Source organism: Moritella sp., from assembly GCF_013215705.1.
In the GTDB taxonomy this organism is placed as follows: Bacteria; Pseudomonadota; Gammaproteobacteria; order Enterobacterales; family Moritellaceae; genus Moritella.
This window is the reverse complement of the sequence record NZ_JABSQR010000033.1, coordinates 1-12,089: the sequence shown is the minus strand read 5'-3', so window position 1 is coordinate 12,089 and position 12,089 is coordinate 1. Positions and strand designations below refer to the sequence as shown.

The following is a 12,089-nucleotide window of genomic DNA, read 5'->3' as shown; positions in this document are numbered from 1 at the left end:
GGAATATTGATTTAAACGCTGAGTATTGGCGTATGTATTTATCAACATAAGGAAATTTGATGCATAAAATAATAGTAATCGCATTGTTTGCAGGTCTATTAACGGGCTGTGAAACGTCATCTCAGGCTTATAATATGGCGCAAAAAGGCACTGATGCTTTTTCGTGTACCGAAATCAGTAAAGCATTTTTAGCTTATGAAGTGGATCGGCAGTCTGCATCGGCGCTAACGGTACTTGCTCCGCTTATTTCTGCAGATATTGGCTCTATGACCCAAAGTGCAGCGACAACGACGGATACTTATTATGCCCAAGCTAAATCAAGTGCGAATATGGCGCTACTGCTGAAAGGTTGTACGCCTATTATGTAATGGATATATTTGGGATGTGAGAAATAAGCTGAGGCAGTACCGTCAGCTTATTTCTCTATATTAGATAAGACGTAAATATCGGTTAGCGTTACTAGCCTGATGGCATGGCTAGAATTTCGGCAACGTTAATACTGGTAGTATATTGCACTAACTTAGGTTCTTGTTGGCTGCGTGCTAATACCGCCATACGATCTGATAGCTCATTGCCTTCAATATTCGCATGACCTTTTACGTGATTAATAATTAAATTGGATTTTAATTGCTCATACAAACTAAAACATTGTTGAATAATGGCCAGATTTTTTATTTCTTCATTCTTACCACGTTTCCAACCTTTATTTTTCCAACCTTTTGCCCACTTAGTGATGCAATCAATAGAGTATCTAGAATCAGAAAGCACTTGTACGGTTTTACCTTGTGCTATATGTGATGCTGCAAAGCGGAAGGCGACTAATAAACCATTTAATTCTGCTGAGTTGTTGGTCCCGTTCGCTTCGTATAAACCGTACCATAATTGTGCCAGTTTATCTTTTTCATAAACGGCCATGCCTGTACCCGATTTACCCGGATTAGGGGAACAAGCACCATCACAATAAATGTTGAGATCTGCAACTTGTGGTGGTGTCGATAGAATTGATTTAGATGCCCCGGCAGGACGTGTTGCTTTTGGTTTAACACCTGAACCAGTCGGACCTTCTTTTGCTAATGAGCGTTTCATTAATGCGCGAGTATAGGTTGAGGCGAATGCTTGGTCAGCTTCTTGTTTTGATGGGAAACCCATATATTGCGCATCACTGCGGCCATCAATTTGTGCTTTAGTTTCAGACCAGTTATCAAATACCCCAGTCTTCACACCTTTCCATACGACGTAATGTTTTTTACTCATAACTCAATTCAATACTCTTAAAGTTTAATGATTAAATAATAAATGTCTTACCTACAAAACACCAATGATAACCATAGTCTTGTACATAAATCAGACGCTATACTGTTATATCGCGGTAAACAGTCGTTATAGCTTTTCGCTTTCGATAAAGGTTTTAATTAAACGGACAACCATCTCGGGTTGTTCATTTGTGACGCCATGGCCTGTGTTTGGAATGACGACAAGAGGCGCTTGTATTTTTTTACTGAGATAAATACCGTGTTCAACGGGGAAAATACGATCTTGTTCACCCCAAATTAGGAGGGTTGGCGTGGTTGCGATCGGCGCTGTTAATAGAGTGTCGCGGTCTGCGGATAACGATTGGATCATGGCTATTTTTTGTTTATGCCAAGCAGCAAAGTAAGTTTGATAAATTTGGTCAGCCACAAAATCTGGCATCATTTTCGGTTCGACGAAAATGCCCTCAAATAAACGGCGTAATTCATCGCTGTTCTTTGGTATAAAGAAGTCCTCTGGATTATCGACTGCAAAGCGTTTGGTTAACGCGGTTAGATCATTATCACTGAAGTAGGGACCGGGACTGGCAATAATAATGGCTTTATTAATACGGTCATTTTGGTTAGCGTTGTGGAGTATATTGAAAGTGACAAATCCACCATATGAGATACCGGCGATGTTGATATTATTAAGTTTTAATTCATCAATAAGTTGGAAAATGGTATTTGTTTCTGTGGTTAGGTTGGCTTCGCCAGCACTAAAAGAATCACCGAACCAAGCAAGATCCGGTGCAATAACATCATAATTTGCGCTTAAGGCAAGCATTTCATCTTTCCACGTGGTGACGGCACTGCCACCAAAACCATGAATTAATAATAGCGGTTGGCCTTGACCACCACGCCAATAACTCAGAGTACCACCTTCATCTAAGCTAATATCGAGTTGTGTAAAGCCCACGGCTTTAAGGCTGCCTTCATCACTGTCTGTTTTCCATCTAACCAGTGAGCAACCGCTTAATAATGATAAACATATGCAGACAATAAATAATTTTAGCTTGTTTGAAATCATATCGTTAGGCCAATTGCACAGGAAAGGGAAACCATACATGAGATTGAAGATAAATAAAATAGCATTTCGTTAACTTAGTGATGTTGGTAGCACTAGTTTTTTAGAAATTGGTATGAGGAGCTAAGTGGCGGGACGGGAAGTAAAGGTGAAAATAAAAAGCCTGCCGCTATCATCTGATAACAGGCAGGTTTAGAACTGTTATTTGGTGATTAGCGCTTCTTTTTCGCTTGTTTCTGCAGTGCCATATCAAATTCGTCAGGGAACATGATAAGCCCTTCATCATCAAGATTAGGGAAGACAACGATAGCTAAGTCATCATCCATTAAACCTGATGTCCAACGGCTTTGCCATTTAGCTAATGAAATAGATTCTGTTTTACAGTGTTCCCATTCGCCAGTCGCCCAAGATTGTGCAAACTCTGCGTTAGGCCATACTGGCACACAATCTTCGTCATCGTTATTTAGCATGACACAACCGTGTTCATCCGTTAGGATCCAGATTTTGCGTTCGTTTGTTACTTCTTTTAATAAATAGCTAAGGCGCTTCTCTTCATCGTAAGCTTGAATTGTTGCTATTTGGTTCTCGTCGAGCGTGTTTGACATGTAATCTGTTCCTAATTTTTACTAATATGACGGCAATACTCATTACCGACATGGTATTATGTATTAACCGAAGACTTCATTGATTAACCAAAGATGAGCTGCCAAATGCTAGGCTTACTTTTCTTATGGTATTCTTTTCTTAAGCTATCAACGTCTTCTAATTTAGCTTGCGCAACGGCAAGATTTTCGTCGGTGATATCGGCTTGTTGAATGCTGTTCAATATTGATTCTACTTTATCTAAACCTTGATTTGACATCTCTGCACGTTCAGGTGAAAAGTTATAGCTTTGTGCTACGGCAAGCATTTTACTCATTTTATCAATGCGAGTCGAAAATTCATCCGCTGATGTTGCTTTCATTGCTTGAGTGTACGCTAATCGCATCTCTTTCATGGTGACTTTAAGATCGATACTGTCGATGTCTGCGCTGTTTACCAAGGTAGAAAACAGTAAACTGATGATAAGTCCTAGCTGAGCAATACGATTATTCATGATTTATATCCATAGGTAATGATTAAATGCTGCTGTTAATAACATCGAGAGTATAATAACAGTCAGGTCTGTACGCGAGTTTAACCGCGATACATATTTTCGAATGATTTAATTGAGAAACCACGCAGTACTTGGTCACCAATTTTAAGGGTCGGTACCCCTCGGCCACCTATCGCGGCTAATTCTTTACTGCCGCGTGGTTCATTCACACTGCATAAACGGTAAGGTATTTTCTTTTCATCTAAGTAGCGCTTTGCCGAATCGCAATTTGGACACTTTTTCTGCGTATATAATACGACTCTTTTCATTTTAGCCCCACAAGGTTGATTATAAAAACGCGCATTATAGCAAGCTAACGTTTATTCACAATGTATCAATATGAGCAAATGATTTGAAATACACTTCTTTACACCATGGTGGAATAATCAGGTCAAGGCGTGCGGTTTTAACTGTTTAATTTATACGCGTTATTTTAATGGAATATGGATTAGGTACTGGGTTTAGGTTTCAAGCTTAGGTGCAGGTATACTGTAATTATAAACATGACAATTGAAGATAATAAACTATGAGTATTATTCTTGGTATTGATCCCGGTTCGCGGATCACTGGATATGGCGTGATCCAGCATATACACGGTAAATTTCAATATTTGGGCAGCGGTTGTATTCGTACCTCGGGCGATACGTTACCCGAGCGTTTAAAGCAAATCCATGCCGGGGTATGTGAAATTATAATCCAATTCCAACCAGATAAATTTGCCATTGAAGATGTATTTATGGGTAAGAACGCAGCATCAGCATTAAAACTGGGTCAAGCTCGTGGTGCCGCGATTGTTGCGGCGGTATCTAATGATCTTGAGGTCGGAGAATATACCGCTCGTCAGATCAAGCAAGCCGTCGTTGGTCACGGTGGTGCAGATAAAGAACAAGTCCAGCAAATGGTGGTGAATTTACTTAAGTTGCCAGGAACGCCGCAAGCTGATGCTGCCGATGGACTCGCCGTAGCGTTATGTCATGCGCAGAGTTTACGTACCTTGATTAATATGGCAGGTAAAGTTAAAGGCACTGCACGCGGACGTTACAATTAACCGAAAAAAGAAATTGATCTGGATATTTAACCAGTATTTTATTATGCTACTCAGCATTATATTCGTATTTAAAAATGTTGGAAAATAATTGTGATTGGACGTTTACGTGGCACTTTATTAGAAAAGCAACCGCCCGAAATTTTACTTGACGTGAATGGTGTCGGTTATGAAATTAAACTGCCGATGAGCTGCTTCTATGAGCTTGGCGATGTGGATAAAGAAGTGATCGTTTACACCCACTTTGTGGTTCGAGAAGATGCACAATTACTTTACGGCTTTAATAATAAAATGGAACGTTTAATGTTCCGAGAATTGATTAAAGTGAATGGTGTTGGCCCTAAACTGGGATTAGCAATTCTATCTGGTATGACCGCAAACCAGTTTGCACACTGTGTTGAACACGATGATATCAACAGCTTAATTAAGTTACCGGGTGTGGGTAAAAAGACCGCCGAACGTTTATTAGTGGAAATGCGTGACCGCCTGAAAAACTGGGTGACTCAAGATTTATTTACCCCTGAAGCAGATAAAGCCCAATTACAAGGTTATGGTAATACGGCATCGAATGCGATTGAAGAAGCGGAAGAAGCCTTGGTTGGTTTAGGGTATAAACCTGCGCAAGTCGCGAAGATGATCAAGCAAGTTGCACAGCCAAGTATGAGTTGTGAAGAGATTATTCGTCTGTCATTACGTGCCACCTTACAGAACTAATTAGGAAGTTACTTTAGTGATTGAAGCTGATCGATTAATTTCTAGCGGTACCGTCCGCGAAGAAGAAGTCATAGACCGTGCTATTCGACCAAAAATGCTGTCTGATTATCAAGGGCAGGACCACGTACGTGGTCAAATGGAAATTTTTATTGAAGCCAGTAGGCGACGTGATGATGCACTGGATCATTTATTGATTTTTGGTCCTCCTGGATTAGGTAAAACCACATTAGCGAATATTGTCGCTAATGAAATGGGCGTAAGCATTAAAACCACATCGGGACCGGTATTAGAGAAGGCAGGGGATCTTGCCGCGCTACTGACTAACCTTGAACCGAATGACGTATTATTTATTGACGAAATACATCGCTTGAACCCGTCAATTGAAGAAATTTTATATCCAGCAATGGAAGATTACCAATTAGATATTATGATTGGTGAAGGTCCGTCTGCACGTTCGATTAAACTTGATCTACCGCCTTTTACTCTCATCGGTGCAACGACGCGTGCGGGTTCGTTAACATCGCCATTACGCGACCGTTTTGGTATTGTCCAGCGCCTAGAATTTTATAAAGTTGAAGATTTACAAGATATCGTATTACGCTCGGCGACGTGTTTAGGTTTGAATATGGATCGTGCCGGAGCGTTAGAAATAGCCAGACGTGCGCGCGGTACCCCACGTATTGCTAATCGCTTATTACGTCGTGTACGTGATTATGCCGAAGTAAAACACAATGGCGATATAGATGCCGAGATCTCGTCAGCGGCGTTAAGTATGCTTGATGTGGATACTTGTGGGTTTGATTACATGGACCGTAAATTGTTAATCGCCATTATTGATACTTTTTCAGGTGGTCCCGTTGGATTAGATAACGTTGCTGCGGCAATCGGTGAAGAACGTGAAACCATTGAAGATGTGCTTGAACCGTATCTCATTCAGCAAGGTTTCTTACAGCGTACACCGCGTGGGCGTATCGCGACAGCACGTGCTTATCTGCATTTGGGCTTTGATTACCCAGAAAAATAGCCATAGAAACGTAATCTTCATATTAAATCAATTTCATATCTTATTTTTGTCAGGTATATTAATAAGCTTATAACGTTAAATTATTTGATTATTGCGGTATAAATTCGAGTTGTAGCGTGAGAGATGTAGGCTTTAAAATAATGCAAAATGAAATAATACAAAGTGAGTTTATGGCTCGCGTTTATTTTGAAGATACCGATGCTGGTGGCGTGGTATACCACAGTAATTATTTGAACTACGCAGAGCGCGCAAGAACGGAAATGTTACGTGATAAAGGCTTTTCACAAGCATTATTACTGCAACAAGATCTTGCATTTGTGGTGCGAAAAATAGACATCGATTACCGTTATCCGGCATATCTGGATGATTTATTAATTATAAAATCACATATTAAGGAACTTAAACGCGCATCTCTGGTCTTTTCTCAGAGTATTTATCATGAAAGTGGTAAATTATTGTCAGAATTAACAGTTAAAGTGGCGTGCATTCAATTGTCTCATAAGAAACCCTGTGCGATGCCGACAGAAATTATAAGGAAACTAACCAGTGGAAGCTGCTGATATTTCATTTTTTGAACTTTTTTGGGAAGCTAGCATATTAGTTAAAGCAGTGATGTTAATACTGCTTTCCATGTCCGTAGCATCATGGGCAATGATTTTTCACCGCTCAAAAGCGTTGACGCAAGCCAATGAAGCGTCGAAACGATTTGAAGATAGATTTTGGTCTGGTATCGATTTATCTAAATTGTATAAAGAAAGCGAAGCGCGAAAAAATAATATTCAGGGTATGGAGTTAATTTTCCACGCTGGTTTTAAAGAATATGTGCGTATCCATAATGCCGATCAAGATAATACCGATGCGATCATGGATGGCAGTTACCGTACGATGCGGGTTGCTTTATCCCGTGAAGTTGATGACCTTGAAGTTCACTTAAATAATCTTGCTACAATCGGCTCAATTAGTCCTTATATCGGTCTGTTTGGTACGGTATGGGGCATCATGAGCTCATTTATTGCGTTAGGTGCTGTCCAGCAAGCCACTTTAGCTATGGTTGCACCGGGTATTGCCGAAGCCTTGATTGCCACCGCTATGGGTCTATTTGCCGCGATTCCAGCCGTTATTGCTTATAACCGATTTTCGGATCAAGTGATGAGAATTGAAAATAATTACGCTAATTTCATGGAAGAATTTTCCAGTATTTTACATCGCCAGACCTTGGCTAAAAAAACACAGGATTAAGCGATGCAGCCTTATCGACGTAAGCGCAGACGACCTGTAGCAGAAATTAACGTAGTACCGTATATTGATGTGATGTTGGTGCTACTTATTATTTTTATGGTGACAGCCCCATTAGTCACTCAAGGTGTACTTGTGGATCTACCACAAGCTCAAGCCGAAGCGTTATCACAAGACAGTAAACCACCCATTGTCGCTTCTGTTGATAAAGACGGTTTATATTATCTTGATGTGGGTGACGGTGATAAGTCGCCTATGTCGCCCGATGATTTAGCGACGTTAGTTGCAGCCCATTTAAGACTACAACCTGATACACCCGTTATCGTAAAGGGGGATGGCTCTGTGGCGTATGCACAAGTGATCCGTTTAATGGTTGTTCTACAACAGGCTGGTGCACCTTCTGTTGGTTTAATGACAGATCCAGTAGAGTAGTTACATTAAAAGTAGTTAAGAGTCATTAAGAGTTGTTAAGAGTAGGGTAGGGTATAAATAAAGATGAAGGATAATCAGTCTAAGTACTCAGTCGCTATTATTATTTCGGTTGGATTACATGTCGTTCTACTCGTGCTACTTGGTTTAAGTGCCACATCGGCACCATTAAAACCACAGCCAAAGATGAAAACGATCCAAGCAGTGGTTGTGAGTGAACAAGCTGTAAAGCAGCATGCTGATCGGATCAAACGGACGGAACAAGAAAAACGCCGAAAAGAACAGCAACGTTTACAACAAGCTGAAGATCGTATTAACAAGCTGAATGAAGAACGCAGGCAGAAAGAAGCTGCCATTGTAAAAGCAAAAAATGATCAGCGAAAAGCAGAACAAGCGGCAAAACGTGCTGAAACGAAGCGTGCAGAAAAAGAAGTTGAACGTAAACTTGCCGAAGCCGCTGCGCTTAAAGCTGAGCAGCACCGCTTGAAGAAGGTTGAAGAACGGAAAAAAGCCGAAGCAGCGACCAAGAAAGCCGAACAAGCCGCTGCCGCTGCGGATAAAAAACGTAAAGCAGCAGAAGAAAAAGAGCGTAAGCGTCAAGCTGCCGTTGTTGCCGAAAATAAGCGTAAAAAGGCAGACGAAGCGAAGCAAGAACGTAAGCGTCAGGAAACTGAAAAGAAACGTGTTGCTGAGAAAAAACGTAAAGCCGCCGAAAAAGAACGCCGACGTTTAGCTAAAATTGAACGTGACAGGGAGGAACGCTTGATGCAAGAACAAATTGAAGCCGAGTTTGCATCTGAACTTGAAAGTGAGATCCAGCAACTTGATGCAGTACGTCAGCAGGAAGTACTAAGTGAAGTTGATAAGTACCAAGCCCGAATTCAAAGCTCTATTCAACGCAATATGTTAACCAGTGATGCGATGAAAGGTAAGTCATGTGCGCTTAATATTCGTTTGTCCGATTCCGGTCTGGTATTAAGTGTAACCAGTGGCAAAGGTGATAACATCGTTTGTCGAGCTGGCGTTAACGCCGTGAATAAGGTCGGTAGCTTGCCGATGTCGACAGATCCTGAAGTTGCCAGAAAACTTAAAAATATTAATTTGATTTTTAGACCAGAGATTTAATATGAGTATAACTAAACGATTTTTATCTTTCTTTATTGTGTGTCTCATGCAGATACAAATCGCGCATGCGGCATTAGAAATTGTCATTACAGAAGGCACCAACAGTGCCAGACCTGTCGCAGTGGTGCCGTTTAAATGGTTAGGTGTGCAGCCTAAACCAAAAGACATGACGGATTTCGCCCGTGTTATCGCAGACGATTTACGTAACAGTGGTCGTTTTTCACCATTAGAACGCAGATTGATGCCACAAACGCCAGCAACAGAAACTGCCGTTGATTATGCAGCATGGAAAGAAACCGGTGTCGAAGCGATTGTAATTGGTACCATAAAACCACTACAAGATGGCCGTTTGCAGATCCATTTTCAACTCATTAATGTGTTATCTGGTTTTAAAAATCAAACACCACAAAAAATTGATGAACAGTTAGTTCTAAATAATGATCATATTAAACTGAATTTGAAAGGTAATTTTTCGACCCGCCGCCCTCGCCATATTTCACATCGATTAAGCGACTATATTTTTGAGAACTTAACGGGTACTCGGGGTGCATTTTTAACGCGGATTGCTTATGTTGCGATTAATTATGATGACAAATACCCATTTAAGTTATTAATCTCTGATTATGATGGTATGAATCAACATATATTATTCCGTTCCACGGAGCCAGTGATGTCACCGTCATGGGATCCGACGGGTAAAAAGCTTGCTTACATGAGTATGGAAGACAAAAAACATGAGATCTGGATTTATGATCTGGTTACACAAAAACGTGAGCTAATCGAACCGTATAAAGGCAGTAATATTTTACCGGTATTTTCACCGGATGGCTCGAAGTTGTCGATGATACTGTCTAAATCAGGTCAAGCAGATGTATATGTTTACGATTTGAAGACCAAAAAACTCGACCGCTTAACTAAAAATCGTGGTATTGATACCGAAGCAACTTGGGCTCCTGATGGTAAGTCGATTGTATTTGCCTCTGAACGCGGTGGTCGTCCGCAGATCTATCAGATTAATTTAGAAAGTAAGAAAATTAAACGACTTACCTTTGAGGGTAATGCAAACTTGAACCCTTCAATTAGTCCAGATGGTAAGAATTTAGTTATGGTCAGTTTGCAAAAAGGCAAGTATAGTGTAACCAAGCAGGATTTGTCTGATGGATATGTTCAAAAACTGACTAACGGTCGTCTTGATAAATCACCAAGCATTGCGCCAAATGGCAGTATGGTGATTTATAGCACGGTTGTTAAGGGAAAACAGGTATTGTCGCTAGTCTCAATGGATGGACGTTTTAAAGCGGTGTTGCCGGCAAGTGATGGAGAAGTAAAAGCACCAGCTTGGTCACCTTTCTTGACATCTAAAAAGAATTAATTATTGATAGGAAAAAGAAATGCAACTAAATAAAATCTTAAAAAGTTTAGTAATTGCGTTACCAATGCTGACATTGGCTGCATGTAGCTCAACAACAGATTCAACTACAAATGATGGCGTTGAAAGTTCTGCACAACAAACAGTAAGTGATACAACGACTAATGGTAATACTGGTTCGGGTTCGAATGTTATTGTTGGTAGTGATACTGATGTAAGCATTGATTCAGTTGAAAATTTAACAGTAGAAGAAGTTAAAAAACAGGTGATGGATGAACTACGTAAACGCCATGTTGTTTACTTTGGTTTTGATCAACAAGCAGTTACTGCAGAATATGGTGAATTATTACAAGATCACGCTAACTTCTTAATTGATAACCCTGCGGTTAAAGTTTTAATTGAAGGTCATGCTGATGAACGTGGTACACCAGGTTATAACATCGCACTAGGCGAACGTCGTGCTAACGCTGTTGTTAAATATCTAAACAATCTAGGTGTTTCTTCAAGCCAGATCTCAACAGTTAGTTATGGTGAAGAGAAACCTGTAGATACTTCTCATACGAATGCTGCATTCACTCAAAATCGACGTGCAGTGCTAGTTTACTAAAGGATTAGTCACCTTGATTCGAATTAATACTAAAACGGCCATTATTATGGCCGTTCTTTATAGTGGTTTGGGGCATGCGGCACCCGCTACGGTACTTGATGCAACAGCAAGTGCTCAGATGGTAACGAACAAAGCAACGCGTTCCGTTGAACAACGCCTTACCCGTATAGAGAATATCCTCCAAGCTCGCACCCGATCGCAATTAGACACTCAGCAAAGACTTGATCAATTATCGATTGAATTAATGAACTTGCAGGGTGCTATCGAAGAAAGCAATCTAGAACAGAGCAAAATCACACAACGACAACGTGATATTCTCAATGATATTGAGCGTATACGTACTACGCTTGTCGCGAAACCGGTAACGCCAGTTGCAACTAATGCTAGTATTCTGAATGCTACAAATCAGCCTGTAAATTTAACCGGTAAAGATTCTTATAATTACGCTATAAAATTGATCAAAAATGAGCGTAAGTATGATGAAGCTATTCCTGCGCTACAAAGTTTTATTTCAACGTATCCAGAATCTGAGCTAGCCGCGAATGCACATTATTGGTTAGGGCTATTGTTACGTAAAAATAACAAGAATGATGAAGCGAAAATTGAATTTGAAAAGATCGTTACTCAGTATCCCGCATCTAATAAACGTGCCGACTCATTACAGAAACTTGGCCAGCTTGCTAAGTTAACCGGTTCGAATAGTGAAGCGAAACGTTATTTTAAATTGGTGATTAAAGATTACCCTAATGATTCGGTCGCTAAGCTTGCGAAGCAAGAGCTGGCAGCACTAAAGTAATGTTTTAGATAGAGCAACATTAACGCGCTATTGGTTTGTGTTATTTGTCATCTCATTGGCGTTAAACTGAACGGAATTCAGAGTTTTATCATTGAATTGTGATTCTGAGCAGATTTTACTTGCAGAGTTTTCGGAAAAAAGTATTATAGCCGCCATCGAGACAGGGGTTAGCGGAAACAACGTAAGTCGTTTAGTTAATTGAAATCTTGATTATAGAATTGTCGCGGGATGGAGCAGTCTGGTAGCTCGTCGGGCTCATAACCCGAAGGTCGTAGGTTCAAATCCTGCTCCCG

Annotated in this window: 16 protein-coding genes; 11 read left to right on the top strand and 5 right to left on the bottom strand. The window is 40.5% G+C overall.

Annotation, left to right across the window (positions count from 1 at the left end; genetic code table 11):
• Positions 1–59 precede the first annotated feature (59 nt).
• Positions 60–368, top strand: a complete 309-nt coding sequence (locus HRT96_RS18635) for a hypothetical protein (protein WP_293159666.1) — start codon at positions 60–62, stop codon at positions 366–368.
• 91 nt (positions 369–459) lie between these two features.
• Here HRT96_RS18635 and HRT96_RS18630 read toward each other — a convergent pair whose 3' ends face one another.
• The 5 genes from HRT96_RS18630 to HRT96_RS18610 all read right to left on the bottom strand — a co-directional run bounded on the left by HRT96_RS18630 (position 460) and on the right by HRT96_RS18610 (position 3,720).
• The gene (locus tag HRT96_RS18630) at positions 460–1,254 is read right to left on the bottom strand and encodes a ribonuclease H family protein (RefSeq protein WP_293159665.1); all 795 of its coding nucleotides are present in this window, start codon (positions 1,252–1,254) and stop codon (positions 460–462) included.
• 126 nt (positions 1,255–1,380) lie between these two features.
• Entirely contained in the window at positions 1,381–2,319 is a 939-nt protein-coding gene (locus HRT96_RS18625; RefSeq protein ID WP_293159663.1) for an alpha/beta hydrolase, read from the bottom strand.
• A gap of 209 nt (positions 2,320–2,528) precedes the next feature.
• Entirely contained in the window at positions 2,529–2,921 is a 393-nt protein-coding gene (locus HRT96_RS18620; protein ID WP_006032895.1) for a DUF2750 domain-containing protein, read from the bottom strand.
• A gap of 83 nt (positions 2,922–3,004) precedes the next feature.
• Positions 3,005–3,412, bottom strand: a complete 408-nt coding sequence (locus HRT96_RS18615; protein WP_293159661.1) for a cytochrome b562 — start codon at positions 3,410–3,412, stop codon at positions 3,005–3,007.
• Between the two features lie 80 nt (positions 3,413–3,492).
• Positions 3,493–3,720: a glutaredoxin family protein gene (locus HRT96_RS18610; RefSeq protein ID WP_019443086.1), complete on the bottom strand. Its 228-nt coding sequence runs from the start codon at positions 3,718–3,720 to the stop codon at positions 3,493–3,495.
• A gap of 257 nt (positions 3,721–3,977) precedes the next feature.
• Here HRT96_RS18610 and ruvC point away from each other — a divergent pair, with 257 nt between their 5' ends.
• From ruvC to ybgF, 10 genes are all read left to right on the top strand, one after another.
• Positions 3,978–4,499, top strand: coding sequence for a crossover junction endodeoxyribonuclease RuvC (gene ruvC / locus HRT96_RS18605; RefSeq protein WP_293159659.1), 522 nt, complete (start codon positions 3,978–3,980; stop codon positions 4,497–4,499).
• A gap of 90 nt (positions 4,500–4,589) precedes the next feature.
• On the top strand, positions 4,590–5,210 hold the full coding sequence (ruvA, locus tag HRT96_RS18600; protein ID WP_293159657.1) for a Holliday junction branch migration protein RuvA: 621 nt from the start codon (positions 4,590–4,592) through the stop codon (positions 5,208–5,210).
• A 16-nt stretch (positions 5,211–5,226) separates the two neighbouring features.
• Entirely contained in the window at positions 5,227–6,234 is a 1,008-nt protein-coding gene (ruvB, locus tag HRT96_RS18595; protein ID WP_293134103.1) for a Holliday junction branch migration DNA helicase RuvB, read from the top strand.
• Between the two features lie 140 nt (positions 6,235–6,374).
• A complete protein-coding gene (ybgC, locus tag HRT96_RS18590) occupies positions 6,375–6,794 on the top strand; it encodes a tol-pal system-associated acyl-CoA thioesterase (protein ID WP_006032889.1) in 420 nt (139 codons plus the stop codon).
• Positions 6,781–7,473 (top strand): protein TolQ, encoded by a 693-nt coding sequence (gene tolQ / locus HRT96_RS18585; RefSeq protein WP_293159655.1) that lies wholly within the window; start codon positions 6,781–6,783, stop codon positions 7,471–7,473. The genes ybgC and tolQ overlap by 14 nt, the downstream gene beginning before the upstream one ends.
• Positions 7,474–7,476: 3 nt before the next feature.
• The gene (tolR, locus tag HRT96_RS18580) at positions 7,477–7,902 is read left to right on the top strand and encodes a protein TolR (protein ID WP_006032887.1); all 426 of its coding nucleotides are present in this window, start codon (positions 7,477–7,479) and stop codon (positions 7,900–7,902) included.
• Positions 7,903–7,965: 63 nt separating this feature from the next.
• Positions 7,966–9,024, top strand: coding sequence for a cell envelope integrity protein TolA (tolA, locus tag HRT96_RS18575; protein WP_293159653.1), 1,059 nt, complete (start codon positions 7,966–7,968; stop codon positions 9,022–9,024).
• 46 nt (positions 9,025–9,070) lie between these two features.
• Entirely contained in the window at positions 9,071–10,396 is a 1,326-nt protein-coding gene (gene tolB, locus HRT96_RS18570; protein WP_293159651.1) for a Tol-Pal system beta propeller repeat protein TolB, read from the top strand.
• 19 nt (positions 10,397–10,415) lie between these two features.
• Entirely contained in the window at positions 10,416–11,000 is a 585-nt protein-coding gene (gene pal / locus HRT96_RS18565; protein ID WP_293159649.1) for a peptidoglycan-associated lipoprotein Pal, read from the top strand.
• Between the two features lie 13 nt (positions 11,001–11,013).
• On the top strand, positions 11,014–11,796 hold the full coding sequence (gene ybgF, locus HRT96_RS18560) for a tol-pal system protein YbgF (protein WP_293159647.1): 783 nt from the start codon (positions 11,014–11,016) through the stop codon (positions 11,794–11,796).
• Positions 11,797–12,089 lie beyond the last annotated feature (293 nt).

What these genes read in the sequence shown, in the direction of transcription:
- HRT96_RS18635 (WP_293159666.1), top strand. Translation starts at nt 60, where the DNA reads ATGCATAAAATAATAGTAATCGCATTGTTTGCAGGTCTATTAACGGGC.
- HRT96_RS18630 (WP_293159665.1), bottom strand. Translation starts at nt 1,254, where the DNA reads ATGAGTAAAAAACATTACGTCGTATGGAAAGGTGTGAAGACTGGGGTA.
- HRT96_RS18625 (WP_293159663.1), bottom strand. Translation starts at nt 2,319, where the DNA reads ATGATTTCAAACAAGCTAAAATTATTTATTGTCTGCATATGTTTATCA.
- HRT96_RS18620 (WP_006032895.1), bottom strand. Translation starts at nt 2,921, where the DNA reads ATGTCAAACACGCTCGACGAGAACCAAATAGCAACAATTCAAGCTTAC.
- HRT96_RS18615 (WP_293159661.1), bottom strand. Translation starts at nt 3,412, where the DNA reads ATGAATAATCGTATTGCTCAGCTAGGACTTATCATCAGTTTACTGTTT.
- HRT96_RS18610 (WP_019443086.1), bottom strand. Translation starts at nt 3,720, where the DNA reads ATGAAAAGAGTCGTATTATATACGCAGAAAAAGTGTCCAAATTGCGAT.
- ruvC (WP_293159659.1), top strand. Translation starts at nt 3,978, where the DNA reads ATGAGTATTATTCTTGGTATTGATCCCGGTTCGCGGATCACTGGATAT.
- ybgC (WP_006032889.1), top strand. Translation starts at nt 6,375, where the DNA reads ATGCAAAATGAAATAATACAAAGTGAGTTTATGGCTCGCGTTTATTTT.
- tolR (WP_006032887.1), top strand. Translation starts at nt 7,477, where the DNA reads ATGCAGCCTTATCGACGTAAGCGCAGACGACCTGTAGCAGAAATTAAC.
- tolA (WP_293159653.1), top strand. Translation starts at nt 7,966, where the DNA reads ATGAAGGATAATCAGTCTAAGTACTCAGTCGCTATTATTATTTCGGTT.
- tolB (WP_293159651.1), top strand. Translation starts at nt 9,071, where the DNA reads ATGCAGATACAAATCGCGCATGCGGCATTAGAAATTGTCATTACAGAA.
- pal (WP_293159649.1), top strand. Translation starts at nt 10,416, where the DNA reads ATGCAACTAAATAAAATCTTAAAAAGTTTAGTAATTGCGTTACCAATG.